The sequence below is a fragment of the Sulfurovum sp. MH2-6 genome, from assembly GCF_058374785.1.
The window spans coordinates 2,188,473-2,215,323 of the sequence record NZ_CM178170.1; the positions used below are offsets into that span (position 1 = coordinate 2,188,473).

Here is a 26,851-nt window from a genome sequence, read left to right on the forward strand (position 1 = left end):
CTATAACTTGATTTTTTATACTATTATTTAAAAATGAATATTTATTCATTATAGTTTTAAGGGGTTTATGATTGTGAAGTGTTTTGGAATAAATATATGTTATTGTGTAGTACAAACAGAGCAGACATCAAATGTACGAAAAATAAACGTTGCTTCTTCTATACTTGATGAACCAATCATGCCTTCGATCGCTATGCCCTGTTCACCGTTTGTAGAATTACCAAGATTCCACTGAGTTGGTGTAATAATGGCATACTTTGTGATGATGCCATCGCGAACCGTTGTTTTATGTATGAGTGAACCTCTTGCAGCTTCTACGATACCTACACCATCAAAATCATGGACTCGAACATCTGCATTCAATACACAAGATACCTCATCTAGTTGTAAGTTATTGAGCAAACTTTTAGAGTAATCCAACAAAAGTGCTACTTCATGTATACGTGAAAATACCCGAGACAATACAGAATCTTTAAAGCGTTTATGTAAACTTCTAACCAGTGGTGTTTTAGCAACCATTCCTCTTGCTAACGGCCCTACTTCATAAAATTTATCTTTATAGGTTACAGCCTTTGCAACAGTACCTTCTTGTTCACTTTCTAGCACACGGGAGATATCAACATTTGTAACATTTGTAATCACAGACCTTCCCGGTTTAGAAAGGATGCAATCACCAAATACAATAAATCTGTCATGACTGTATCCTTTATCACCCATATGATTAGCTAACATAAGGTGTAATAGTTTGCCAAGATCACCTTGTATTTGATCGAGATTAGAGATTGATTCTATTGATAGATAGTCATCTAGAGAAAGTCCAACCACTACTTCTTCAAAAAATTTTATGCTTTCATCTACAAGGGTTTGTGCTTGCATCACATCAAGATGTGTTGGATCACAGGTCACTCCGCCAGGAATAGCATAAGAAGAATGTGGCCACTGCCCTGCAAAAACAGCTAATGCCTTAGTAATAGTAGAGGCAAGATATGTAGCCTTAATCGCATAATTTTCTTCACTAACAGCTCCTGCATGCTTTTCAAGCTGTGGGAGTATAGTCATATAAAGCCATTTAATATGGTTTTGTATGAGTTCACATGACAAGGTAAATTCTCGTATGGCTTTTGCTTTGGAAGTAAGATCTATCTTTAAGCCCGCATTTTCATATCCGTTTTCTATTGCACTCACCGCAGCTATGAGGTGTGCATGGTTACAAATACCACAAACTCTTGGTGTTATCACTAAAGCATCCCAAGCGTCGTGACCTCTAAGTATTTCTTCTATACCTCGGTAAAACCCAAAGTTTATCTTTACATCCTCTATTTTACCTTGGTTAAATGTGAAATCCAGTTCAGCTTCACCTTCTATCTTCTCTATAAGTGTTTTGACGGTTACATTAGTCATTAGTCATATTCCATAAGTCGTTCCGTGAAACGTTTAATTGTAAAACTCTTGGCAACACCGGTAAGCGTCAAATATGCTCGTTTAGATACACCTAGTGGAATCTTGTCGGGTATTCCCATGTTAGTTTTTGTTTTAAAAAGTGACTCTTGCGGATAGTTAGGTTCCGTGCAACCAAAGCAAGGGGTTCCTGCACGTGTTTTAGAATTGATATCATTCCATAGTATCTTGTTGCAACTTCCCCTAGTATAAGGCCCCCGGCATCCAGTCTCATAAAAAAGACAACCTTCCTTAAGTCCAAAAGTTTTGGTATCTATCTTCCATTCAAAATACTCGTTACGTGTACACCCCATATGTACTGTATATCCATAAAGTTCTACTGGACGATGTAAGTTGTCAATAGGAACTTTGTTCTTTCCTGATATCATCAAAAGGACATAAGAGAGCCACTTAGGGTGTATTGGACAACCCGGTAGTGATATAAGTTTGGAAGCGTACGTACTATAACGCTCCGTCTTCTCTTCCGCATTGAAACAAAATCCTGAAATTGTCTCAGGGTTTTTTTGTTTAAATATCCCTCCAAAAGTTGCACAGGTCCCAACAGATATAATATGTTGGGCTTTATTTGCATAATGTTTTATAATGGATGACACCTCCACACCACTTTTCAAAAACCCTTCTTTTTGAAAAGAACCTTCAAGTATGAGTATATCACAGGGGACAATCCCTGCTATTACATCTTCCATACTGTATGAACTATCAAGTACTGGATGATGTACAACTTCAAAATGTGAAAGTATAAAAAAGAGGTCTGGATGATTTAGAAAGGAATGTGTGTTCCCATTACAAGTGATAGACTGCAGCCAAAGCAATTTAGGTTTGTTTTGGCATCTCATATATTATGCCTTTAACGCATTATATATGTTAAAGGAAATATCATCTATATATTCATTAATAGGTTTAGGTAAAACCTCTTCTCCATTGAGAAAAACCATTCCACCCAAGTACCCCATGAACAATCCAAAAGCAGAAAAGAAGTCTTGATTTCGCAACTCTCCAGAAGAAACAGAATCGTCAAAGAAAATCATGATTTCAGTGATAAACCCGGAAACACAAACCATCCCTTCACAACCTTGATGAAAGACTTCACGGTTAGAAAGATATACACGTAAAAAATACTCAATCATCTCCGGCTTATCCTGCGCCATCATAAAATAAATTTCAACAATCTTCTCAATCTTTTCTTTAGCACTGACATCCATCATATTAACTTTATGTATCTCTTCTCCCAATGCTTTAGAAGTATACTTGATAATTTCCTGCGCCAAGATATCTTTAGATGAAAAGTAATTATAGACATTCCCCGCACTCATTTGAAGCTTTGCAGCAATATCGGGAATAGTGGTTTTATGAAAACCATTTACAGAAAAAAGTTGCAAAGCGGCTTTTATAATAGATTCTCGTTTTAATGCTTTCTTCTCGGCTTTCACGAATATCCTTTTTTTTTCATTGAATGTATTTTAACATAAATTATTATATACTATTGACTCTCACCCTTCATATACTTATCAAAAATTTCATTTTAAACCTGCCTGTACAATCCTATAAAGCCTCCTTCTAATAGAGTATACTAAGATTCTACAAAGATTTGGCACAACTTAAATTCTCACTCTGGGAGAGATCCTGAATCATACCAAGAGATGGTAACAGTTGCAATCAAAAGAGCAAGACAAACAGCTCTTATCCCATACATCGTTGACAGAAAGAACGTTGTAGAATCTCCATTTGAGATGATCAAGTAAGATCGCCTCTCATCTACTCCGCCGCTTCGGTGGAGTGATTACCTCCCCAAATTTATTCTATTATTCCTCAAAAATCATACAGAAGAGTTATTTTCCGCATAAGAAATCTATAGAAAGATATCTGTGTCAAAAGGTATGGATAGAACCGGTTCAGCTTCTTCCAGAGTGATTATTTTTGAAGTAAAATCAACCGCTTAAATGCTACAGAGCACGACGCTCCGGAAGGTGCATCAGACTTCAGTCTCACTGTGAAGGTTGTGACATTCTCATCTCCTCGGTTAACCCCAGCTCAACATTCAGTTTTGATGATGATTCCAGTTTCCCAAGCATCGTATCCCCTTCCTTAGCAACCACACTCAAATCAGAGGTGCTTGAGTGCACATTGAGACTATCAGACGCTATCGTATAGTGCAAAGAGACAAATCCATCATACGACCAACCATCAACACCGCTTGGAATCATATCTTCCAGTATACTTGACTGGGTGATAACATCTATAAAAAACTGGTTTTCTACACTTTCTCTCATTTCACATTGATTGAAAGTAAGCACGAAGGATCCTTTGCTTTTCTCCTTTTCTATCTCTGCCGAGTAGGTCCCGTTTATATCACATGGGATTATCTCACCCGTAACAATAGGCAGTTCACTTCCTGCCATAGCTACTTTTATCTTCCCTGTATCCTCTTCTAATGCATTGACCTTTTGTGCAATAGTGATCTCCAGTACATCATTCTCCGAATGAAATGCTTCTTCTGCTGTCGTTGAGTCTCCTCTGAGCACATAGGTTGTAAGCTCTGTAGCACTTCCGGCCTGCTTCACCTTATTTTCAGCTAAAGAAAGCGGACTTTTTATTTCTGCTATATCTGCAACGCTGCGCTTCTTTGAATCTTCACATCCATTGATCCCCATACCAATAACCGCAGCGGAACAAAACAAAACAAACAATTGATTTGATTTATGCATACTTCCCCTCCCCCGTATAGAATGTTATGCTATTACAGAACTATTATATAGAGCGAGTATTAAAATAGTGTTTATTGATAAAAAATAGCATACATTGTGAACTGTACAGAAGAGAAAACGGGTCCCTACCCTATATCCGGATAGCAACTTCAACCAACCAAGAGATTAAAGAAAACTTCAATCGAAACATACACTCATCTCAATGTTCAGACGAAAGATCTGATAGATGGATTATTTACCCAGATCAGCCTTTTTCATCATCTATCACGGCAATATAGGCAGATTGCCGGTATCTCTTACATTGAATGTTCAACTTCCTTTTCCCTTCTTATTTAACAAATTTTTATAATTGATTCTAAATTATTTGATATACTTTGTATAATAAATAAACGGGGTTTCCTAATGAAAATTTACTTAAGAGGCTTAATTTTATACAGTCTGTTCACACTTCCTTCACTCGCTGATACCTCAACGGTGATGCAGAATCTTAAAGATTCCATTCAGGTCAAATCGAAAGCGACCGATGCAGAGACTCCTCACAAGAGGAAGGTTCAGGTTATTGCTGTTTTCACAAGCAAAGATGCAAAAATGTCTTTTATGGAATCCATCGATCTAAACCACAGCAACTTCAAAATAAAAAAGAGTTTTCCCCTTATTGGGCCAAAAAAGAGAGAAGAAGCATCAAGTTCAGGTAAGACCTCCCCACGTAGACAGGTTCTGGTCATCTCCTCTTCTACATTAACTCTCGATGAACTGGTCGAAACGATAAAAAATATACCGGGTGTAGAGAGTGTAACCGAAGATCAGGTGGTTCATGCCTACGAGGTAGGGGATCCTGATGACCCAAAGTTCGGTGATCTGTGGGGGTTGGAAAATGACAATGAGCCTATCACAGATATCAATGCCACTTCAGCATGGGAGTTCAGCACAGGCTCTCATGACATTGTCATAGGTATCCTTGATACAGGAGTGGACTATACCCATAGCGATCTGAGTGCTAATATCTGGACAAATCCCAACGAGATAGCAGATAATAACCTTGATGATGACGGCAACGGTTATATCGATGATATCCATGGTATCGATACGGTCAATAACGACAGTGATCCGATGGATGACAATATGCATGGCACACATGTTGCCGGTACGATCGGTGCAGTAGGAGACAATGGCATAGGTATTGTGGGTGTCAACTGGAATGTCAAAATGATACCCTGCAAGTTTTTAGATGCTTCAGGAAGCGGATATACCAGTGCTGCAGTGGAGTGTATCAACTACTTTAATGCACTGAAACAACAGGGGGTCAATATCGTAGCCCTGAATAACTCCTGGGGTGCCGAGACAGAAAACACGTCGTTGAAAGAAGCGATAGAGGTGGCAAATGACCACAATATTCTTTTTACTGCATCTGCCGGAAATGAGGCACGCAATAATGACCTCATACCGGTTTATCCGGCCAGCTATGAGGTCGCCAATGTGATATCCGTTGCTGCATCAGATAAAAATGGAGACCTTGCCACTTTTTCCAACTACGGTCCTGACAGTGTCGACCTGGCTGCTCCCGGAGTCGATATATGGAGTACCGTACCAAGTACATGTACTCCTGACACCAGAGTCCAATACTTCACAGAAGATTTTGAAAACGGTACAGACAATTGGGAGTTTTTCACCTACGATACCGAAGATTCCGAAAAAAATGATATTCCCGATGAACATTGGAAATTGGATAGTTCCATCCCTCTTGTAGATGATCTACAGAACCACTCCTTGAGTGACAGCCCCGGAACAGACTATAAGAACTATAGGGCACAACTTGCCCTGATAAAAAGCCCTATTGACCTCTCTACAGCTGAAACAGGAGTCTGTCTGACGATGAAGGTCTACGGTAGGACTGAAGATACCTGGGATCCACTGACCATCCAACTTTCAAAAGACGGGGGAGAGACATGGCACCCACTCCAATCTATTTCCGGTGATTTCGGGGCAAATTGGAAAGCGTTCTCTCTGATCATACCCGAAGAATACATGGTCCCGGATCTGCATATCGCTTTTTTGAGACTCAGTGACAACCTGATAGTCTATGAGGGATACAATATCGATGATATCTCTATCACCAGCGGTACAGTAGAGCACAGTAACTACGCTACTGAACAAGGTACTTCAATGGCTACGCCTCATGTTACGGGAGCTATTGCGCTCTTAGCCTCAATCGATGATAATCTCAACGCCGGTGAAAGAAAACAGCTCCTCTTTGAAAGTGTCACCGATAAAAGCACCTATGAAAACAAAATAGCAACCTCCGGTCTCTTGAATGCCGGAACAATGCTCCTAATGACAAATCAGGCACCTGTCGGAGAAGAGGACGAAGCAGCAACAGATGAAGATACTCCGGTCATCATCGATGTACTCCTGAATGATACGGATATCAACCTTGATACCTTATCCATCAAATCCGGAAGCCTTACTGCCTTCTCAGAGGGAGGAAGTGCGATCATAAGTGACAACAGGGTACTCTATACCCCGGCCAAAGACTTCTTTGGTACAGAAACCTTTACCTATGTACCGACTGACGGAAAATCGGATGGCAACGCGACAACCGTCACCGTTACCGTCACAGGTATCAATGATGCACCCCAAGGTATCAATGATACAGCCAGAACAGATATCAATACCTCTGTTACGATCGATGTCCTCTCCAATGATAGTGATGCCGAGGATGATAGAATCTATATCAAACCGGAAAGTCTTACGCCATGTTCTCAAGGGGGAAGTGCAACAATCGTAGGAGATCAAATACGCTATACACCTGCTGAAACGTTCTCGGGTATAGAAACCTTTAGCTATGTCCCTACTGACGGCAATGCTGATGGTTCACCGACTACCGTTACGGTCACTGTCGGAGACAACAATACAGGCAGTGGCGGAGGCGGGGGTTGTACCTATAACCCAAACCTTAAAAAGTTTGATGCGATGTTCTTCGTGATCCTCATGCTCTCCTTACTCTATCCATGGAGACGGAAAATCATTAGGTAACCGTATGGGAAAAAGAGAACGCGACTACGGAGCTGCACTCATTGCTGCTCCCGTAGTTTGCCTTACCTATTATCTATGCTGCACAACAGATACCCCGGGAATTGAATCACTCTTTGATAAGAAGCAAATACTCCTATGGGGCGTGATCATTTTCCCTCTGGTCGAAGAGTTGGCATTTCGGGGAGTGATACAGGAGTTTATCGCCGCTAAAACGAAGAGACTCCACTTGTTGGGTTCTCTTTCAGCCGCCAATATACTTACCTCTCTGCTTTTTGCCGCGCTTCATCTCGTCTACCATCAAGCATTCTGGATCATACTGGTTTTTATCCCCTCTTTGGTGTTTGGTTACTTTAAAGAGCAGTACCAGGGGATACTCCCCAGCATCATCCTGCATGCATTTTATAATTTGAATTTTATACTGTTTGTAGGTAGTCTGCGTTAGATTTTTTGCAGAACAACAAAGAGTTTATCGGCATCATCCATTTCATAAAGCGCTATTTTGTCATAGCTGACAAGTTCAAGCGCTGTATGCGAAGAGAGTGCTTCAAGGGTATGATAGTACTGGGTGATCTCTTCCTGGGTCTTTACAAAAGTATCCTCTTCTTTTTCAAAGAGGGTAAGTTCCATCCGGTAGCTCCCCTCCTCGAAATCACTGTCGATGGCTAAAAAACGTGCTTCATCATCTACGATAAAGGCTCCCACGGCGACATTTTCAAAGCCATAAAGGGTATTGATATCAAAGACGAAATATCCGCCCTCATTGAGGTGATCAGCCATACATCCCAAAAATCTTTGCAATGCCTTGGCATCCAGATAGTTGACCATATCGAAGACTGCAGTAATCACATCATATTTGCCCTCAAGATCGCACAGGTCGATACACTCTGCATCCACCCCCTTCATTTTGGTTCGCTCAACCATCAGCGGGCTCAGGTCTATCCCTTTGGCCTCCTCAAGCTTCAATGCCTTCTGCATCTGCAGCAGGAAATCCCCGGATCCACAGCCCACATCAAGCAGTGTTTTGGGCTGAATAGATTGTAAAAAAAGGAGATAGTGGGCATAGAGACGAGGTGTCGCCTCCTCGATACCAAGAAGGTCTTCTACCTTGGCATAGAGATCAAGTGAATCTGATGTGTTAGTTGGCACGCTCTACCACTTCTTTGATCTTCTCATAAAGTGAAAGGATCTCATCTTTTTTCGCATAATAGCTGTTTTTGTTTGCGATAAGATGTGCAGAGGAGTCCATGATATCTTCTGCCACTTTCAATCCGTTCTCTCTCATCGTACTACCGGTCTCAACGATATCCACGATCGCATCCGCAAGACCAACCAGCGGTGCCAGTTCGATAGAACCGTAAAGTTTGATCACCTCTACCCCTACGGCTTTCTGTGCAAAGTAATCTTTGGTGATATTGACCATTTTTGTCGCCACTTTGATATTTGGACGGCTCCAGTCCAGTTCATCTTCATTTTTGATACCGATCGCCACTTTACACTTGCCAAGCTGCATATCCAGAAGCTGGATGATATCCAGCTCTTTTTCGGTGATCACATCCAAGCCTACGACACCGATATCTGCTGCACCATGCTCTACATAGGTCGGTACATCCTGGTTACGAACATTTAAAAAACGGAATTCACCCATATCCAGGATCAGCTCACGCCCCTCAAACTTAAACTCTCCGCCGAATATCTCTGCAAAGATTTCCAGCGTCTGCTCTGCTATTCTTCCTTTTGGAAGTGCTACTGTCAACATACAGTCTGTCCTTAACTTTTAATTTGCACCCAGTGCCTTGTCCATCCCGTCAAATACCAACCGTTCATCAAAGATCGCATCTTTAAAAAAGCGGCTTAAAAACCGTCCGTCACCTCCGGTAAAATAGAGGGTTTGATCATCCCTGTGCTGATCGATGAGTGCTTTTATAGACGCGATTATACCATAGCTTATCCCATCTTTGGTTGTAAGAGGAAGTTTATCAAGTGCTATCTCCTGATTGATCCGGATATCAAGTGCCGGAGATATCCTCCTATAGCCCTCAAGGTATGCCTTGATCCCAGGAAGGATAAACCCTCCCTTATAGATCCCCTCTTTCACGATATCAACGGTGATCGCCGAACCAGCATCGATAAAGATACCGTTGTTATGACTCAGACAGAGTGCTTTTCTGTCCACTCCCATCGTATCATACGCACCTTTCAGCACGATCTTCTCAGCGATATTTTCCCAGTTTTTGAGCGCTGTGATCTTCTGGTCGATTGCATGACTTACGGAGATATAGTAGAGTTTTCTCTCTTGATAACGGTTGAGTGCCTCCTCATGCTCCAGATGAACTATCTTTCCATGATCCAGGATATGCACATGTGTATTGCCTATATCGGCTAGAACCCTTTGCTCCAATGCGCTATACTCCTTTCTCCCAGACTACCCAGCCATGTGCTTCCAGAAGTGCTTTGGCTTTGGAACAGAGCGGGGCATCGATCAAGATATATTTTTGCGTGATCCTGGCCTCGATCCTCTTTTCAAGCCTCTCGTGCAACTCCATCAGCTCATGTGCCTCTTTTTGCACTACTCTGCTCTTTTTATCCAACTGCATCACCAGTGTATAGTAAGCTTTAAGATCAACGCCAAGATAGATCTCCACTCTCTTTCGTGAGCCTAGCTCTTTTGGCTTTATCTCTTTGAATGACTTGAAGATAAGGTGCTTTTTCCGTAAATACTCTGTGATCTCTTTCATATCTGTATCATACCCTATTTATCGCTTAACTCAACGGATGGTAACTTCGCATCGTCTCAGCCAGGTTCTGCTTTTGGATATGTGTATAGATCTGTGTAGTCTCCAAGGAACTGTGACCAAGCAGCTCCTGTACAACGCGCAGGTCTGCTCCTCCTATGATGAGCGAGGAGGCAAAGGAGTGACGCAATACATGCGGTGAGACCCCCAGATACTTTTTGACGATCTTAAAGGCCGAAATACGGCTCAATACCTCTCCGCGGTAATTCAGCCACAGATAGGGGCTGTGCATCTGCTGATGCTGAAGGTAGCTTTCCAGTGCTGTGATCGCAATAGGAGCAAGCGGCACGACACGCTCTTTTTCCCCTTTGGCAAAACGTATCTTCAGCCAGCCGTCGACGATATCTTCCCTTTGTACATTCAAGGCTTCTGAGATACGACAACCGCTTGCATACAAAAAGAGTATCAAGGCATAATCCCTCATCCCCATCAGCGTCGAACGGTCGATCAATGAGATGCTTTTCATGATCTCGTCGCTGCTCAGGTATTTTGGAAGGTTTTGGGGCACCTTTGCCATCGGTATTTTGACCTTCACTGCCGTAAAATCATGAATGTGGCAAAACTGGAAAAAGGCATTGATCGAAGAGAGCTTACGGTTGAGTGTACGTTTATTCTCAAATGCCGCCAAAAAACTTACAACATCATTGGTATCAAGTTTCGTTAATACTTTTTTAGAGGAGAGTTCAAGCTGTTCCAGATCGGAAATATATGAAGATATGGTCTGAGTACTCAGTGCTTTGGCCACACTGAGGTACTCTTCGAAGGCGGTAAGGATATCGCTCTTACTCATAACCTAATTTTGAAAGCTCTATGACATCACCGTCTTTGTAAAGCTTTGTCCCGGAGATAAATGCCGGGCGTTCCACTTCACCAATATCATAGATCCTGCTTTTACTGAGTGAAGCATCAAGGACGATGAGTGAACCTTTTTGATCAAGGGCATAGACTTTCCCTCCGGCTACTGTAGCCACAGAGTAGTGAGCAAACTTGAATTTCGTTTTGTTCATGACATCAAGTAGCATGTTCAGTTGAATGATCTCACCCTCTTTGGTAAAGAGATAGATCATTCCCTCTGCTACCACTACTTCAGAGATATTTGCCCTATACTCCTTCTCTCCGGCTCCCCCCAGGGTAATCACTGTTTTCGGTGTAGCCGCCACCATGGTGTTGCCTGTTCTTGAGAGGTAGATCACATTGTTAAATACCTTCTCACTGCTGAGATATACCACTTTTCCATTTGTGACTTCATACCCGTTCACGATAATCAGTTTTCCATCCAACATAGGGAAAATAGTAAGCGAGTCAATAAATATCGGCGTAGCCGTTCTGACATCTACCGCGTAGGTCTCATCTGCTTTCTCCTCCAGCATCTTTTTGTCGGCCTGCATACTGTAGAGACCGAAACTGTTGTTGTTGAGAATATAGGCGATTTTTTCATCTTCTATCGCTGCGATGACGACAGGAGAATCAAAAGAGATCTCACGTGCTACCTTATGGCTCTTTTTATCTATCACCTGAAGCGTACCTTTGATATCCGAAGCCAATAGATAGCGGGAGTTCTCACTTAAAAATCTGTACCCTTTCGCCAGACTTATCGATCGGATACCCTCTGTTTTACTGATATATCTGCTGTTTTCCAGCGTTGCACCGTCTCTGCTTACAGAGAGGATATTACTCTCATAGCTGCCTGTTACTTTAGACGCGCTAAAAGTCTCTTCCGGCTCAAAATATTTTTTACTGCTACACCCGGTAAAAAGTAAGGCAGCTGTAACTCCAACTAGTGCCAAATATCTCATTAGTTAGCCTTTATCGTAGAATGTTTCAGAAGCTGAGCAAGTGTAGCGACCGGTGAACGCGGGTCTATCATACCAAGAGTCTCCTGAGCTTTTTTTACCTCTCCGTTCTCAATCGCAAGGTACGCCTCTTCCAAAAGTGACATCTCTTTGTAAAGAACAGAGTCTGTAGTCTTGTTTTCCATGACTGCCAAGTTATATTTACTTGCATCCGAGATCACTGTATTGCTGCTTTGAGCCAAAGTTGTCAAAGTACTCTTGTCCCCTTTTTTTGCAGCCTGTGCATAACTGTAGAGTTCAAAAAGTGCCGGATTTTTTTCTTTCAGTGTAGTGAGTGCTGCCGTATCTTCAGGATGTTGCTGCAAGGTTAAAAATGCACTGTTAGCCTCAACCAACCTTGACTCTTCCATTGCAGTCATAACGTTTTTACCGACAAAGAAAAGTATCAATACCCCTATGATTCCCCAGATCACTACTTTATATTTCTTATAGAGCGTTTCCAGTTTAAAAGCACTCTCAAGTACTTTTTCATCACTACTCAACTCTTGTTTCACGTCTGCAATATTCACTGCAATCTCCTCAACTAAATTAATGGATTATATTATACCTTTTGCAGTTAAGATTTGGGTTATAGTTTATCTCAAGAAGCGATGAAGTGCACCCCCTCCATCTCCCTTCCAGATCAAACAACTCTATAAATCTCCTATTCTGCTTTTTGCCCTTTTGCGTGTTCCCACACTATTGTCACCGTCCGGATACCCCACTCTTTTGCCCGTTGAATCTCATCTCCCATATAGAGATCGATTCTTTTTTTCCATTTGGGGTGCATTCTGTCCAGTACCTGATACTCTCCTTCCAACCCCTCTATCCTTACCTTGGTTTGATAGCCCAAACCCATTTTTATCAGATCGTCAGAAACCGCAATAGCACGACATGAGGGGGTTAAAGCATCTCCCCATGCCCCGACAGGATACCTGGCATTTTCTCTTTTTAGCCGAGAAGTATATGCGGTGGCATGGACCTGCATCCTTTTCATCTCTTTTTTAGGTGGGTGCAGGGGAGAAGCGGATAACGGCTGCTGTATCGCACACCCCGTTGCAAAGAGGGTGACCGTAAAAAGCAGAGGAAGGTACCCCAGAGGGCCTTTTGTACTTCTGGACACAACGGCTCCTTCTTTCCTAGAGTTCCACCACTGTAATCCCCAGATTGCCGGGCATACGATAAAACTTTTTGATCTTGGGATGTTTTTTCAGATACTCGGTGACCAGTTTGGCCAGCACACCGCCTCCCGTACCGTGAATGATCTGTACCTCATTCAGGTTGTTGACCATCGCATCGGAGAGGAATTTATCGACGGTATCGATCGCTTCATCCGCATACATTCCAAGCAGCTTCACTGAAACAGCAGCCCCGCTTTTTTCCACCGCTACAGTGGCCTGTTTGGGCTTCTGCGGTGTTTTCACTTTCGGCTCTTCTCCCCTTTTTTTCAACTCTTTGAGCGGGACCCTCATCTTCAGTCCGTCTACCTCTATCGTCGCCTCTTTGCCACGGATAGAGAGAAGTTCCCCCTTGTGGGAGCGGTACTTGATCTTATCGCCCTCATTTAACGCCTCTTTCTCCTCTTTTTTCATCTCTTTAGGCGTGAAACTTTTGTGCTTGTGGGCTTCGTTGAGCAGTCTTCTCCCTTCACTGGACTCCTTGGCTTTCATCGCCTCTCTGGCTCTTTTTGTTGCTGCATTGTAACGGTTTTCCAGGGTTGCGACCGCTTTTCTATGGCTCTCCCGGAGTTTAAACTCCTGATCTTCAAGATGCTGTTTTTTCTTTTCTACAGCAGAGAGTTCCTCATCCACTTTTCTGATCTTCTCTCTCATCTCACGCTCAAGGGCAGTCGATCTTTCTATCAGCTCGTTCAGTTTCTCTTTATCCTCACCGTATACCTCTTTTGCACGTGCTACGATACGCTCGGGGATACCGTAACGTTCTGCTGTCTCAAAGGCATAACTCTTTCCGATACTTCCCTGTAAAAAAGTATAGGTAGGGAGCCGTTTCTCTTCATCATAGAGTGCCGCGATCAGCTCCACCTGATCATCACTTGCCATAAGCGAAGCGAGACGTTTATGGTGTGTCGTGACGATAAAGGTGATCCCTTTTTTTCGCAGTTCATCAAGAAGAACCCTAAAGAGACTTGCTGCTTCGTCACTGTCTGTTCCCAGTTCGATCTCATCGACCCCAACGATCGCATGCTCTTTGCCAAAGAGTTTTGCAAACTCCTGCATACGCCCGGCGAAGGTAGAGATATCGTTTTTCACCGACTGGGGATCATCAATGACCGCTTCGATACTTTTATAGTGCCCCACTTCGCTCTTGGCCGTATTACACTTGAACGGCAGGAGATATTTTGCCATATAGACCGCGCTGAGCAGAGATTTCAGAAGCATCGTTTTCCCCCCTGCATTCACTCCCGTGATCAACATCACCTGCTTATCCAGGTCGATTGAGACCGGTACAGGCTCTTCGATGGCAGGATGGGCAAACTCCTCGAGTTTGATACGCTTGGACTTGCTGGGGAGGATAAACTCGTACTCTTTGCTTCTTGCGAACTGTACACGCGCCTGGTAGTGGTCAAACCTGTCATACTCTTTGTTGATGAAGGCCAGAAAACGTTCCCATTTGGTAAATTTGGCAGAGATCTCTTTGCAGTAGCGGTAGATCACCTCCTCTTTGTGGCTGAGCAGTGCAGACTCTTTCTCTTTGAGATGGGAGATGCTTTGGGGGATGATATAGAAGTGTCCTGCTGAACTTCTGGCAACTACCGTCGCTTTGATCGTGTTGTTGAAACCACCCCTGACAAGCAGCGTCTCTTCCCCGCCGTTGAAGTGTACCTGTGTATCCACCAGGTACTCTCTGAGCTTTGCAGAGTGTGTCAGTTTATAAAGTGTCTCTTTGATATCGATCTTGTTCTGTTTGATGGATTTTTCAAGACTGAAGAGTTCGGGGTCACGCTCGGGATTGATCTGCCCTTCAGCCGTGAAGTAGTCGATAATCTCAACGATCTCATCAGGGATCTCTATACCGTGCAGCCATGAAGAGAGCGGCTCTTGTAAACTTTGTGATTTAAGACGGTTGAAATAGGAGATCATCGTGACGAATGCATAGATCTCTTCAAGTCCGAGTACCGCCTGTTTTTTGATCAGATTGAGCTCTAGATCAAGGTTTTTGACCTCTTTTGGCGGAGGGAACTCTACGGAGGAGAGTGCTTTGATATAGCGGAAGTGCTGGTTGATATCCCCCTGCATCACCACAGATTTCTCTCTGGCAAAAAAGTGTTTGAACTGTGTGATATAGCCGTCCAGGTCAAGCTTTTGGATGATAGATTTTTGTTTTGTCTCTTCTTGTTTCACGCGATAAATTCCCAAAATGTTTATTGGTAGAATTATATCACGTTTGCTCCATTTTCCAATATCCTACAGTAGCTACAAGGTACCATCCAAGGATAAAGAAAGCCCTTTCATCACTTCAGGAGTTCTCTTTGGTGGGCACCTTGAACGTAAGCCTTACGCTTCACCCCTGATCTGATAGGTGATGTCCCCTGCACCGAATGCCGTGATGAGCCCCTGGCTGTACTCCCGTATGACACGCCCCTCTTTCAGGACTTTGACAATGCCGTCCTCCTGGGTGACCGCATCTGCCATCAAAAGATTATAACGGCTGAAGGCTCCCTTCAGATCGATATCCACCTCGATCTCACCTGCAGCCCAGATAGGGAGGATGACCAGTTCATCCGCACCTTCAAAACACTCGACGAAGCCCGGGAGGTTATCCATCGTACGGCTATACTTGTGCGGCTGCCAGATGACATTGAGCTCTCCAAACCCTCTAAGGTTTTGATAGGTCTTCAGTGCCTCCATCGTGGCCCTGATCTCGGTAGGATGATGGCCGTAGTCATCGATCACTACACACGCCTCTCTGTCCTGGATAATGTCAAAGCGCTTCTTGATCCCCTGATAGCAAGAGAGATGCTTTCTGATATCCTCAATCGACTCACCAAGCTCCAGTGCTGCCAGTATCGCCAGTGCTGCATCCAAAGCGATATGTTCCCCCAGTCCGAATACCTCAAATGTCCCCAGATCACGTAGTTCAAACTTTGTATGCGGTTTACCCTCTACCAGTGTAAATTCGATATTTTTGATCTCTCTGCTCGGATAGAGCTTGACGCTCTCCATCTCCAATGAAGCGAGAAATTCATCTTCAGCATTGATCACGCGTATCTTTGCCAGGGAGAGAAAGTTCGTGTAGGCGTTGTAAAAGAGTGTCTCATCGTAGTTGTAGTACTCCATATGTTCGGGTTCCACATTGGTAACGATCGCCAGATAAGGATTGGAGTTCAAAAAACTCTCATCACTCTCATCCGCCTCAAAGACCACTTTATTGTTCTCAGCATAGCGTACATTGGAGCCAAACTCTTTACTGATCGCACCGATCAATGCATTGGAGTCCGGGATCAAAGAAGAGAGCATCGCTGAAGTCGTACTTTTGCCGTGTGCTCCGCCTACGGCATAGACCTCTTTCCCGCCCAGTATGAACTTCAGGGCTTCTTTACGGGAAAGGAGTGTGATACCCAGCTCTTTTGCTTTTTGATACTCCACATTGGTCGGGCGTACAGCAGCAGAGTAGATGACGATATCCGCACCCTCGACAGCATCTTCATGGTGTGGTATGGTGATCTTGGCATGGAAGTTGGTTGCCAGATCATTGGTGATCTCGGTCTGTTTGATATCGGAACCGGAGATCTTATGCCCGTCATTTGCAAGAAATTTTGCCAGGGCAGAGAGTCCTATCCCCCCGATCCCGATAAAGTGAATTTTCTTCTGAGTAGTCATTTATTGATCTTTACTCTCATCAAGTACTTTTAGCTCCTCTTCACCCTGCTTGACATACTTGGCAAACATCGTAAGAAGGATATCGGTCGGTTGCGTAAAGTTCTGGATAAAAAATGCCAGAGGATCATTTACATCTATCCCCTCCATATCTACCATACTCTCGATAAAGTCCTCAAAACTCTTACCGGCCATCACTGCACAGGCATGGATCATCATCGCATCTTTTAGCGCTGCATGGTCTATCGTATAGTTGAGTACCAGGAACATCTCCTTGGCACCCTTCATATCATTTTCACTGTAACGCTGTATCGCATGTTCATAGATCGCACGTGCCGTTGCGATATCCTCTGCATCACTCATATCAAATGATTTCCCTGAAGTCAGGTTCTCCGCAAGCTTATCAAAAGCACTGTTCACAATAAAGGTGAAGATCTCGTTGATCTCATCTTCAGGTGATTCGATGATCAGTCTCGCGTCCAAAAGCTGATATCCTTTGGCAATACTCTGCTCCTCTTTACACTCTTTTTCCAGTCTCTCTATATTTGCCAGGAACTCAGGGTCTTTTTTGAGCTCTTCGGCGTGAATGTCCGGCATTTCGTTATTCATTTATCTCTCCCATACACATTTTTATACGTTCTAACGCTTCTTTTGTTTTTTCCGCTTCATAGACCAGGGCAAGTCTTACATACCCTTTTCCTTCACCTTCCCTACCAAGGAAAGATCCGGGAATCACTTTGAGGTTGTACTCCTCATAGAGTTTTGTAGTAAAAGCGATCTCGTCACCGACTTTGAGCCAGATATAAAAGGTTGCTTCCGGGGCATCGACTCCGAGAACCTCTTTGGCTACTTCGAAGTTCTTTTTATATTTCTCTCTAAAGAGATCGACATGATCCTGGTCTGCCCATGCAACTGCAGCTGCATACTGCAATGGCAGCGGTGATGCACAGCCGATATAGGTTCGGTAGACCATATACTCTTTCAGTATCGCTGCATCCCCGGCGATAAATCCGGAACGAAGACCTGGAGCAGAAGAGCGTTTTGAGATCGAGTTGATCACCAACACGTTTTTGAAACTCCCATTACCTGCCTCTATACTGGCATTGAGCAGAGAAGGGATCGGATCATTCAGATAGAGGTCTGCATAACACTCATCATTGAGCAGTACGAAATCATGTTTGAGTGCCAGTGTGACCCACTGCTTCATGTCCTCCATACTCATCACGGATGAAGTCGGGTTGTTTGGTGAGTTGAGTATCACGAAATCCGCTTTGGCCAACTGCTCCTCATCGATGAGAGGTTGAAAGTTGTTTTCTTCGTTCAGGTTCAGGTAGATCACCTCGGCTCTGCTTGCTTTGGCTGCCCCCTCATAGATCTGGTAAAACGGATTGGGGAATACCATCACAGGGTTCTCTACATCATGCAGTAAAAACTGCGGAAAATTAAAGAGTACTTCTCTGGTCCCGAAGCTAGGGATGATCTGATCTTTATTCAGCTCCAGATCAAAACGGTTTTTGAGATACTGAAGCATCCCCTCGCTCAGCAGATCCTCTCCTGCTGTTTTGGGATACTTGTTGAGCAGCTCACTATGCTCGCTAAATGCATGTTGAATAAATTCCGGTGTATCAAACTGAGGCTCACCGATCGTTAGACTCAACGGTGAAAATACCTCATTTGGAGTAATGTTTTCCAGCAGGTTATTCAATTTCTCAAAAGGATAGGTTTCGAAGTTCATTACAGTCCTATATGCTCTATAAATTAAAGAAAGATTATACCGTAATTACCTTGTTACAATAAACGCACCCTTGTTGAACTTCTGACGTATCTTCGGTAGTGCTTTTTGCGCACTTTCCCTGCTTGGATATCCTCCTATCAGTACCTTGTAGCGCTTCTCATAGACTACTTTATAGCTAAAGCCGCTCTTTTCTATCTTGGAGAGATAGTGACTATCCGGCTTCTTCGTCACGGACGCTATCTGTATATAGTAGTTCCCTGAAGTTTTTTTACCCTTTTTCGGTGTAGAGGATGCCTCTTTTGTCTCTATAGTAGCAGGCCGGTCCACTTGTTTTGAAGCTCTTTTGGCGCTATCTTCATTTGGTGTTTTCCTGGATTGTGCCAACCAGTTAATGATACTGTCCTGCAGTTCCACCGCGCGGAATCTTCCCCTTTTTGTATTGACCAGGATCACGACACTGTAATAGTTCCCGGCTCTGTCTTTGACATAGCCGCCGATATTTTTCACATATTTGAGTGTTCCTGTTTTCATCCAGGCTCTTTTTTGCGCCGGTTTATAGCGGTAACGTTGTTTGATCGTACCGTCTTTCCCTGCGATAGAGAGGGTCTCCATCCAGCGGGTACCTAAAACCCTGTAGGCACTCTCATAGACTTCAGAAAACATCCTTGCAGACATTTCAGAACGTCTGGAGAGCCCCGAACCGTTATCCAGGAAAAATGCTCCTGAACGCAGGGCACCCTGACTTTTCAGCAGGTTGATCACGGCTTTTCTCCCCTTCTCTACCGTAGCCGGTGCACCATAGACCTTTGCACCGGTGAGTAGCAACAGGTGTCTGGCATAGATGTTGTTACTCTCTTTTAAGGCTTTTGAGATGATCTCTTCAAGGGGCTCTGAGCGGTGGATATAGAAAAGCTTGGCACTCGGGGGAACACGCGAAAGCTTCAATCCTCCAGTGATCTTGATCCCCTCTTTCTCCAGTGCCTCTTTGAGTGCATAGTAGAAAGCTTTATAGGGTTTGGTAACGATCTTGCATACCTGACGCTCTTTACAGTGTTTTGAAAGTTCACCTGTCAGTATCAGCTGGGGTACTGGTGATTGCATATCTACTTTGGAACCTGCCCATGCATATTTTCCACGGCATGATCTGTTGACAAATTTCACTCTGTTGACTACCTTGTAGCTTGGATCCTCTATCTCCTTATGGGCAGACTTCTTACGGGGTGTGATACAGACCGTACTGGTACGTTCATTGAACATCATCGCATCAGGCCATGCATTATAGGCACTGTAAGGGTAGTTATCAAAGTGTGCACTGTCCTTATCCCCTACATCGAAATAGCTTCTATCTATCACCACATCCCCATGGATCTGATGAATACCTCTTTGTTTGATTTGCTCGACAATTTCCGGCAGATCATCAGAGCCAAAAGAGGGGTCGCCATGCCCTTTGACGACAAGGTCACCCTCCAGGCTTCCTGAATGCAACGCTCCATTCGTATAGAACTGTGTCGGCCAACGGTAATCAAACCCCATCTTCAACAGCGCCCCATAGGCGGTTACGACCTTGATCACTGAGGCAGGTTTGCGTATCTTATCTGCGTTGAGTGATGCCACTACCCGGTCACTCCCAAGCTCTTTGATATAGATACTGACATCTTTACTCGGAAGTTTTGACTTGTTTAGAAAGTACTGAATGTCTGCAGGAAGCGCAAAAAGCCAGACTGAGACCACAAACCATATAAGGATACCTCTCACTTGAGCTCCTCATAGGCACGAAGCAGCTGCTGCATCGCTTTGTGAAGTACCTCTTTGGAGGTGCCGATATTTAAACGCATAAATCCCTCTCCCGCTTTACCGAAACTCACCCCTTCATTGAGCCCGAGTTTTGCCTTATTGATAAAAAATGCTGCCAACTCTTCTGAAGAGAGTCCCAATCCCCGGCAATCGATCCAGACTAAAAAAGTCGCTTCAGGCTCCACCACTCTGAAGGGAAGATCATGGGCAGTGATAAAGCTTTTGACAAACACTACATTCTCCCAGAGTGCAACTTTCAGCTCGTCCAACCATCCTTCACCTCCCTCATAGGCTGCCATCAATGCTTCGATACCAAAAGGGGTACCGTTTGTAATCCCTGATCTGTTTTGCTCATGGATATAGGCATGACGCAATTTCCTATTCGGAATGATCGCATAGGAGCTGTTCAGCCCTGCGATATTGAATGTCTTGGACGGGGCATTAAGCACAACAGAGTGCTGCGCTACTTTCGCAAAACTTCCCAATACATGATGCATCTTTTTATAGACGATATCGGCATGGATCTCATCGGAGACAATGACCACCTCGTTTTCCAGACAGATATCGATCATTTTTTCCAGCTCCTCTCTCTCCCATACCCTTCCTGTAGGATTGTGAGGTGAGCAGAGCAAAAAGAGCTTCGCCTCCTTTGCCTTGGCTTCAAAATCGGCAAAGTCTATAGCGTAAGAGCCGTTTTGATAGATCAGTTGATTATCCAGAACCTGCCGACCCTGTCTGCGTACCGAACCTGAAAACGGCGGATAGAGCGGAGTCTGCACGATAATACTGTCCCCCTCCCTACTGTAGGCATGGATCGCAAAGTTGAGTGAAGGCACAACCCCGTAAGCCGGTACGATCCACTCTCTTTCAATACGCCATCCGAACCGTTTCAGGTACCACACTTGAATCGCATCAAAATAACGGTCAGGATAGACGGTATAACCATAGACCGGATGGGCTGCCCGCTTTTGCAATGCTTCCTGTACACATAACGGTGAAGCGATATCCATATCGGCCACCCATAACGGCAGCAGATCATCACTACCGAACTTTTTGACCGCTTCATCTAGTTTAACAGTGTAGGTTCCCTCTCTTTGTACTGCTTCCACTCTCATCTCACTTTCTCTTTTTTTGCCACACGCTCATCTGGGCTATCGTATATTGATGTTTTCTTGCCGTTTCCCGGATCACAAACGGGATCTCCCGGGTATCTACCAAGTTAAAATCCTCACCTAAATGCTCCATAAGACCATCCAAGGTAGTCACCGCAACCCCATCCCTTTGATATCCCCCGATCCACTTCTCTTTAGGGGTGTACGCTTCCATCCAGGTATACGGAGAGGTGAGGATCACCATCCCCTCTTCATTCAGGCGTGCAGCCAGTGAATCAAGAAATTTTCCGGGATCATAGAGTCTGTCGATCAGATTGCCCGCAAAGATCAAATCAAACCCCTGATGGATAGGCTTGAGGTTACAGGCATCTGCTTGCCAGAAATTGACTTTGTGCGCGACATCTTCCAACCCGTAACTTTTTAGGCTGACCTCTTCAAGAGACTCCAGCTCTCCTTCTATAGGGATACTATAACGTAACACACCTTGTTCTTTAAGAAGCTGCGCCTGTTGGATAAAGCGTGCGGAGAAATCCACTCCCACTACCTCATCAAACTCACGTGCCAGTTCAAAACTGCTTCGACCGGTGGCACATCCGACATCAAGTGCTCTTCTTTTGGGTCTATCCTCCATATACGCTAATACAAGTTCGGCACACCTTTGGGGATAATTTGCCACGCCAAGAGCGTTCTCTCCCCAACCGAAGTGACAATACTGAGAAATAAGCGTATCGCTCCTGTACTCCGACGTTTTGATATCCTCTTCATAGCTACTCTCTACATACCTGAATCCTGCAAATTGATAGAAGTGACGTCTGAAGGCGTATCTGCTGCTCTCTGCCGCAAGATTTCCGCAACTGATCCATGATCCGCCTTTGATCAAGTTGTGTTTCCCATCAAATGTAGGTACGGTAAAATCATCATAGGCCGGATGCACCTTAAACCCCGCATAAGGGTAGATAGGGGTCCGTGTCCACTGCCAGACGTTGCCTATCACATCATAAAAACCGTTATGTTCATAAGCGTCTACCGGTACGCTTGAAGCAGCACCTTCCAGTGCGATATTGGCCGGGGCCTTCTCTCCCCAGGACAAAAGCGGCGGGACCTTTGCAAAGTCTCTGAGGCGAAGATATTCATCCTCTGTAGGCAAAGTGACGGTAATACCCAACTGCCTGCTTTTCCATCGGCAGAATGCTTCAGCCTCCAGAGAGTTTACCTCTACGGGCCAATTCAGGGGCAAAGGTATCTCTCCGGTCAACGTACGAAGTCTATAGCCCTTTTCTGCAGGGATCCAAAAACGAGGAGAAGAGACTTTTTCATACACACGCCAGGCATTCCCCTCATCACTCCAATAGGATAGAGTCTCATACCCCTTATCTTCAACAAACTCCAGAAACTCCTGATTACTGACAAGATATTTTGAGGCTTTAAAGTCCGGTACCTCACAGCTGTGCTCTCCATACTCATTATCCCAGCCGTAGAGCGGAGGGTGTATCGCTGTCCCTGCTTCTACCGATCCGCCCGGCACCTCAAGCAGTCTGTTTTGAGGAGACGCTCCCACCCTCTCTGAAGCTTGCCATACTGGATGTTGTCTCAGATATCTCAACGGAAGCTGACGTATCAATACGGCAGAGGTCTCCAGGTGGATATTTTCATGCTCGATGCCCATCAGGATTGTCCACCAGGGAGAGCTCTCCGTGATAGGGAGTTCCAAGGGAAGGGTGTCAATGACCCGACTGACAATCTTAAAAACCTTCTCACGATACGCTTGAGTCTCCTGGAGCGAAGGCCAGGCATAGTGTTTCTCATCCAGGTCATCCCAGCTCATCTCATCGACGCCAACCGCAAAGATCGACTCTAATTCCTGGTCTAGTCCGTCCTCTATCAGTTTTGCAAGTTTGAATTTATTGATAAAAAAGACCGCTGTGTGTCCATAGTAAAAGATCAGTGGATGTCGAAGCGGATCTGATTTTTTAAAATAGGCACCTTCATCAGAAAGCACTTCAAAGAGTGACTCGTAACGCCGGTAACAGGAGTGAAAATAGGTTTGGATCTCGTGACGCTTAGACGCAGCGTCACTTCCTGTGAGCAGAGGGGTTCTTGGCATCAATCCACTCCTCTTCTCTGTATCGAAGATACAATGCACAGAGAACTAAAACTCTGTTTTTTGTTTTGCACTTTCTATCATGGAGATGAAGATCGTATAAAGGTTCGCGATCACCGCACCGATTACCAATCCGACAGCCATATCCACATTACCATAGAACTTCATCGCAAAAAACGCAGGGATCAAGTGCAGATCCGCTACCAGTGAACCAGCCAGTAGTTCAGCAGAGAGAACATTTCTCACCCCGATCTTCATCAAGGTAGAAACCACATTGACCGATCCTGCGATAAACAGTGCAACCAGTGAATGTTCAAATATAAATGCCGCTGATGTCGTCAAAGACATCAGCGTAAAGAACATGTAAAAAACTTTACCCCAGTTCATTCTGACTCCTTAAGTCTCTTTGACGTTATTATAACGTACTATGCTAATTTGCCCAAAAGCAAAGCTTCTGAGCACGCTGTTGTCCTCAGCGGACGGCTCACAACGCTGGCGTTGTTATAGCGTCCCCTGTTCGTACATTGCACGCATCTTCTCTTTTTATGCTTATTTGCTTAGAAACAAAGTTCCTAAGCACGCTGTTGTCCTCAGCGGACAGCTCACAACGCTGGCGTTGTTATAGCGTACCCTGTTCGTACATCGCACGCATCTTCTCTTTTTCTTTTTCTCTCTTAAGCTTTTCGGCCTCTTTAGCTCTGAAGCCGCCTACCGAGAAACCAAGCCACATCAGGATAGGTGAAGCGACAAAGATCGATGAGTAGGTACCAACGATCACACCTACAAGCAGTGTAAATGAGAAGCCGTTAATGATCTCTCCACCGAACAGGAAGAGTGTCAATACTACAAAGAATGTTGTCAATGAGGTCAGTGTCGTACGTGAAAGCGTACGTGATACCGACTCATCGATAATGCCTGCAAGGTCAGGATCTTTGATCGTTCTGATCCCCTCACGGATACGGTCAAAAACGATAATCGTATCGTTGAGTGAATAACCGAGGATTGTCAGCAATGCCGCCAGGATATCCAGGTTGACCTCTACACTGAAGAGTACGATCATCCCCATCGCAATCGTCACATCGTGTACAAGTGCCATCACAGATGCCACGGCAAAACGCCACTCAAATCTGAATGATACATAGATCAAAATACCGATGATCGCCAGTACCATCGCCATCAACCCTTTCTCACGAAGCTCTGAACCGACCTTCGCACCGACCATGTCGACACGTCTTACCTCTTTAAAGCCTTTGGTATCTTTGAGAAGTTCTCTCACCTGGTCACCGATATCCACTCCGACACTCTTCGAGCTTGTTTTCGTCTTGATCACGATCTCTTCATCTGCACCAAAGTAGGTAACGCTGGCACCTTTATAGGCCTCTTGGGCAGTAAGTACCTCTCTGACCTCATCTATCGGGGCTTTCTGATCATACTGTACCTGGATCACCGTACCGCCGGCAAAGTCGATCCCCATATTGAACCCTTTGGTAAAGATCAGTCCCAAAGAGGTAAGCACTAGAATAATCGAAAGAACGCCAAAGCGTTTTGCCTGAGCCATCAAAGAGAGCGGTTTTTCGTATTTAAACAGTTCCATTATTTACTCCCTTTTATTCCAAACCAGTAACCCAGTCTGTTTTTATCCATTTTTGGCAATACCCACTGATAGATACCGTGTGTTCCCACGATTGCGGTAAGCATTGAAGCCATAATACCGATACTCATCGTAAGCGCGAACCCCTTGATCGCACCTGTACCGTAGGCATAGAGTACAGTTGCTGCGATCAGTGTCGTCACGTTGGCATCCCAGATCGCGGTGAAGGCATTTTTGTATCCGTCCTCGATCGATTTGGCGATCGATTTTCCTTCGTTCAGAAGTTCACGGATACGCTCATTGATGATCACGTTGGCATCCACTGCCATACCGACAGTCAGTACGATACCCGCCATTCCCGGCAGTGTCAATGTCGCACCGAAGAGCGACATAATCGCTAAAATCAAAAAGAGGTTACCGATCAATGCCACATTGGCAACCACACCTGCCATACCGTAGTAGATCACCATAAAGATGACAACAAGTATAAATCCAAGTACCAATGCCATAGAGCTTGCTTTGATACTGTCTGCACCCAGGCTCGGTCCTACACTTCTCTTCTCCATCACGTAAACCGGAGCAAGAAGTGATCCGGATCGGAGTGCGATAGCCAGATCGTGTGCCTCTTCCATCGTAAACTGTCCGGAGATCTGTACATGTCCTCCACCGATACGCTCACGGATATTCGGTGCTGAGTAGACCTGGTTATCAAGTACCACGGCCATACGTTTACCTACGCTGATCGCTGTAAAGTCACCGAATATCTTTGCCCCCTGTCCGTTGAGCGCAAAGTTGATCACCGGCTGGCTGTTCTCATCAAATCCGACTTTTGCATCAGTGAGCATTGACCCATCGAGTACCGGGATCCCTTTAAGAAGATACTTCTCTCCTGTATTGACGTCAGGCAAGATCACATCACCGTAACTTTTCGCTTCTGCCGGACTCATCGAGTGTACACGGGCGATTCTCTCTTCATCCACTGCCATCAACTGCAGGTGTGCCGCTCGTGCGATAAGTTCACGGATACGCTGCTCATCCTCTTGGGTTTTGATCCCAGGCACCTCAACAAGGATCTTGTCTTCACCCTGTTTCGCTACCGTAGGCTCAGCCAGACCAAACTCGTTCAGTCTGCCTCTGATCGTATCCACTGCCTGGTCGATCGCATCTTTTTTGGTACGTTCGATCTCTTCCGTAGTCATCTGCAGTGAGTACTTCAAACTGTTCTCGCTAAATGTCACACCCTCCAACTCCTCTTTGAGAAGTTTGTTGACCTTGGCGATATCATCTTTGTCCAAGATCTCAAATGTGACCACACCCGTATCTTCATCCAGCTTCAATGCATCAAAAATGATCTCTTCATCATCAAAGATATACTTGATGCTGGATGCAATGGATTTGGACTTGGAAGCGATCGCAACTTCGTTTTTGACACCGAGAAGCATATGGAGCCCCCCTTGAAGATCAAGCCCCAGGGTGATCTTCTTCCCGCTTTCGCTTTGCATTAAAGACGGGATCGAAAATACCACCCCGAAAATCAGTGCAAAAGCGAAGATGACCACTCTATAGTTAAGCATCGCTACCGGTTACCTCTTCTTTTTTTGCTACAAACGTTCTGTCAAGTTTGACAATCGTATCTTCATTTAGTTTGATTTTGATAAAATCTTCTTCAGTTTTCACAACTACAGCGATAAGCCCTCCGCTTGTAACGATCTTGTCACCTTTTTGAAGGTTGTCAAGCATCTCACGGTGCGCTTTTTGCTGTTTCTGCTGCGGTCTGATGATCAAAAAATAAAAGATCGCAAATAAAATGATAAGTGGCAAAAATGAACCGATTACACTACCTTGTTGTTCCATGGATAT

The 26,851-nt window shown here is 44.6% G+C and carries 25 protein-coding genes and 1 pseudogene; 3 read left to right on the forward strand and 23 right to left on the reverse strand.

Annotation, left to right across the window (positions count from 1 at the left end; translation table 11 throughout):
- Positions 1-99: 99 nt before the first annotated feature.
- From AC4JOV_RS11120 to AC4JOV_RS11130, 3 genes are read right to left on the reverse strand one after another with little or no spacing between them, the layout of a single operon-like run.
- Entirely contained in the window at positions 100-1,401 is a 1,302-nt protein-coding gene (locus AC4JOV_RS11120; protein ID WP_229937517.1) for a nickel-dependent hydrogenase large subunit, read from the reverse strand.
- The gene (locus AC4JOV_RS11125) at positions 1,401-2,294 is read right to left on the reverse strand and encodes an NADH-quinone oxidoreductase subunit B family protein (RefSeq protein ID WP_229937516.1); all 894 of its coding nucleotides are present in this window, start codon (positions 2,292-2,294) and stop codon (positions 1,401-1,403) included. Before AC4JOV_RS11125 ends, AC4JOV_RS11120 begins: the two co-directional genes overlap by 1 nt.
- A 3-nt stretch (positions 2,295-2,297) precedes the next feature.
- A complete protein-coding gene (locus tag AC4JOV_RS11130; RefSeq protein WP_229937515.1) occupies positions 2,298-2,888 on the reverse strand; it encodes a TetR/AcrR family transcriptional regulator in 591 nt (196 codons plus the stop codon).
- A gap of 195 nt (positions 2,889-3,083) precedes the next feature.
- Between AC4JOV_RS11130 and AC4JOV_RS11135 the strand changes: the two are divergent.
- Positions 3,084-3,200, forward strand: a pseudogene (locus tag AC4JOV_RS11135) (30S ribosomal protein S18); the annotation flags it as partial.
- 243 nt (positions 3,201-3,443) lie between these two features.
- On the opposite strand, the gene AC4JOV_RS11140 reads toward AC4JOV_RS11135, so the two are convergent.
- On the reverse strand, positions 3,444-4,163 hold the full coding sequence (locus tag AC4JOV_RS11140; RefSeq protein WP_229937514.1) for a hypothetical protein: 720 nt from the start codon (positions 4,161-4,163) through the stop codon (positions 3,444-3,446).
- A gap of 402 nt (positions 4,164-4,565) precedes the next feature.
- Here AC4JOV_RS11140 and AC4JOV_RS11145 point away from each other — a divergent pair, with 402 nt between their 5' ends.
- On the forward strand, positions 4,566-7,196 hold the full coding sequence (locus AC4JOV_RS11145; protein WP_229937513.1) for a S8 family serine peptidase: 2,631 nt from the start codon (positions 4,566-4,568) through the stop codon (positions 7,194-7,196).
- Positions 7,197-7,200: 4 nt separating this feature from the next.
- A complete protein-coding gene (gene mrtJ / locus AC4JOV_RS11150; protein ID WP_229937512.1) occupies positions 7,201-7,638 on the forward strand; it encodes a JDVT-CTERM system glutamic-type intramembrane protease MrtJ in 438 nt (145 codons plus the stop codon).
- On the opposite strand, the gene AC4JOV_RS11155 is transcribed toward mrtJ, so the two are convergent.
- The 19 genes from AC4JOV_RS11155 to yajC all read right to left on the reverse strand — a co-directional run bounded on the left by AC4JOV_RS11155 (position 7,635) and on the right by yajC (position 26,845).
- A complete protein-coding gene (locus AC4JOV_RS11155) occupies positions 7,635-8,342 on the reverse strand; it encodes a class I SAM-dependent DNA methyltransferase (RefSeq protein ID WP_229937511.1) in 708 nt (235 codons plus the stop codon). The genes mrtJ and AC4JOV_RS11155 overlap by 4 nt on opposite strands.
- Positions 8,332-8,952: an ATP phosphoribosyltransferase gene (hisG, locus tag AC4JOV_RS11160; RefSeq protein ID WP_229937510.1), complete on the reverse strand. Its 621-nt coding sequence runs from the start codon at positions 8,950-8,952 to the stop codon at positions 8,332-8,334. The genes AC4JOV_RS11155 and hisG overlap by 11 nt, the downstream gene beginning before the upstream one ends.
- Positions 8,953-8,970: 18 nt before the next feature.
- Complete coding sequence (locus tag AC4JOV_RS11165; protein ID WP_229937509.1) at positions 8,971-9,594, reverse strand: type III pantothenate kinase; 624 nt, start codon at positions 9,592-9,594, stop codon at positions 8,971-8,973.
- 4 nt (positions 9,595-9,598) lie between these two features.
- Positions 9,599-9,931: a hypothetical protein gene (locus AC4JOV_RS11170; RefSeq protein WP_229937508.1), complete on the reverse strand. Its 333-nt coding sequence runs from the start codon at positions 9,929-9,931 to the stop codon at positions 9,599-9,601.
- 25 nt (positions 9,932-9,956) lie between these two features.
- Positions 9,957-10,778, reverse strand: a complete 822-nt coding sequence (locus AC4JOV_RS11175) for a tyrosine-type recombinase/integrase (protein ID WP_229937507.1) — start codon at positions 10,776-10,778, stop codon at positions 9,957-9,959.
- Positions 10,771-11,784, reverse strand: a complete 1,014-nt coding sequence (locus AC4JOV_RS11180; protein WP_229937506.1) for a PQQ-binding-like beta-propeller repeat protein — start codon at positions 11,782-11,784, stop codon at positions 10,771-10,773. The genes AC4JOV_RS11175 and AC4JOV_RS11180 overlap by 8 nt, the downstream gene beginning before the upstream one ends.
- The gene (locus AC4JOV_RS11185; RefSeq protein WP_229937505.1) at positions 11,784-12,350 is read right to left on the reverse strand and encodes a hypothetical protein; all 567 of its coding nucleotides are present in this window, start codon (positions 12,348-12,350) and stop codon (positions 11,784-11,786) included. Before AC4JOV_RS11185 ends, AC4JOV_RS11180 begins: the two co-directional genes overlap by 1 nt.
- A 134-nt stretch (positions 12,351-12,484) precedes the next feature.
- The gene (locus AC4JOV_RS11190; protein ID WP_229937504.1) at positions 12,485-12,943 is read right to left on the reverse strand and encodes a 3D domain-containing protein; all 459 of its coding nucleotides are present in this window, start codon (positions 12,941-12,943) and stop codon (positions 12,485-12,487) included.
- Between the two features lie 16 nt (positions 12,944-12,959).
- Positions 12,960-15,182, reverse strand: coding sequence for an endonuclease MutS2 (locus tag AC4JOV_RS11195; protein WP_229937503.1), 2,223 nt, complete (start codon positions 15,180-15,182; stop codon positions 12,960-12,962).
- A gap of 153 nt (positions 15,183-15,335) precedes the next feature.
- Positions 15,336-16,661 carry a UDP-N-acetylmuramate--L-alanine ligase gene (gene murC, locus AC4JOV_RS11200; protein WP_229937502.1) on the reverse strand — a complete coding sequence of 442 codons (1,326 nt, stop codon included), beginning with the start codon at positions 16,659-16,661 and terminating at the stop codon, positions 15,336-15,338.
- Positions 16,662-17,267 carry a hypothetical protein gene (locus AC4JOV_RS11205; protein ID WP_229937501.1) on the reverse strand — a complete coding sequence of 202 codons (606 nt, stop codon included), beginning with the start codon at positions 17,265-17,267 and terminating at the stop codon, positions 16,662-16,664.
- On the reverse strand, positions 17,260-18,393 hold the full coding sequence (locus AC4JOV_RS11210) for a succinyldiaminopimelate transaminase (protein WP_229937500.1): 1,134 nt from the start codon (positions 18,391-18,393) through the stop codon (positions 17,260-17,262). Before AC4JOV_RS11210 ends, AC4JOV_RS11205 begins: the two co-directional genes overlap by 8 nt.
- A 45-nt stretch (positions 18,394-18,438) precedes the next feature.
- Positions 18,439-20,148, reverse strand: coding sequence for a D-alanyl-D-alanine carboxypeptidase/D-alanyl-D-alanine endopeptidase (gene dacB / locus AC4JOV_RS11215; RefSeq protein ID WP_229937499.1), 1,710 nt, complete (start codon positions 20,146-20,148; stop codon positions 18,439-18,441).
- Entirely contained in the window at positions 20,145-21,302 is a 1,158-nt protein-coding gene (locus AC4JOV_RS11220; protein ID WP_229937498.1) for a MalY/PatB family protein, read from the reverse strand. Before AC4JOV_RS11220 ends, dacB begins: the two co-directional genes overlap by 4 nt.
- 1 nt (position 21,303) lies before the next feature.
- On the reverse strand, positions 21,304-23,403 hold the full coding sequence (ovoA, locus tag AC4JOV_RS11225; RefSeq protein WP_229937497.1) for a 5-histidylcysteine sulfoxide synthase: 2,100 nt from the start codon (positions 23,401-23,403) through the stop codon (positions 21,304-21,306).
- 45 nt (positions 23,404-23,448) lie between these two features.
- Positions 23,449-23,787, reverse strand: a complete 339-nt coding sequence (locus AC4JOV_RS11230; RefSeq protein WP_229937496.1) for a DUF6394 family protein — start codon at positions 23,785-23,787, stop codon at positions 23,449-23,451.
- Between the two features lie 232 nt (positions 23,788-24,019).
- Positions 24,020-24,994, reverse strand: a complete 975-nt coding sequence (gene secF, locus AC4JOV_RS11235; RefSeq protein WP_229937495.1) for a protein translocase subunit SecF — start codon at positions 24,992-24,994, stop codon at positions 24,020-24,022.
- Positions 24,994-26,565 (reverse strand): protein translocase subunit SecD, encoded by a 1,572-nt coding sequence (gene secD / locus AC4JOV_RS11240; RefSeq protein WP_229937494.1) that lies wholly within the window; start codon positions 26,563-26,565, stop codon positions 24,994-24,996. Before secD ends, secF begins: the two co-directional genes overlap by 1 nt.
- A complete protein-coding gene (yajC, locus tag AC4JOV_RS11245) occupies positions 26,558-26,845 on the reverse strand; it encodes a preprotein translocase subunit YajC (protein ID WP_229937493.1) in 288 nt (95 codons plus the stop codon). The genes secD and yajC overlap by 8 nt, the downstream gene beginning before the upstream one ends.
- Positions 26,846-26,851 lie beyond the last annotated feature (6 nt).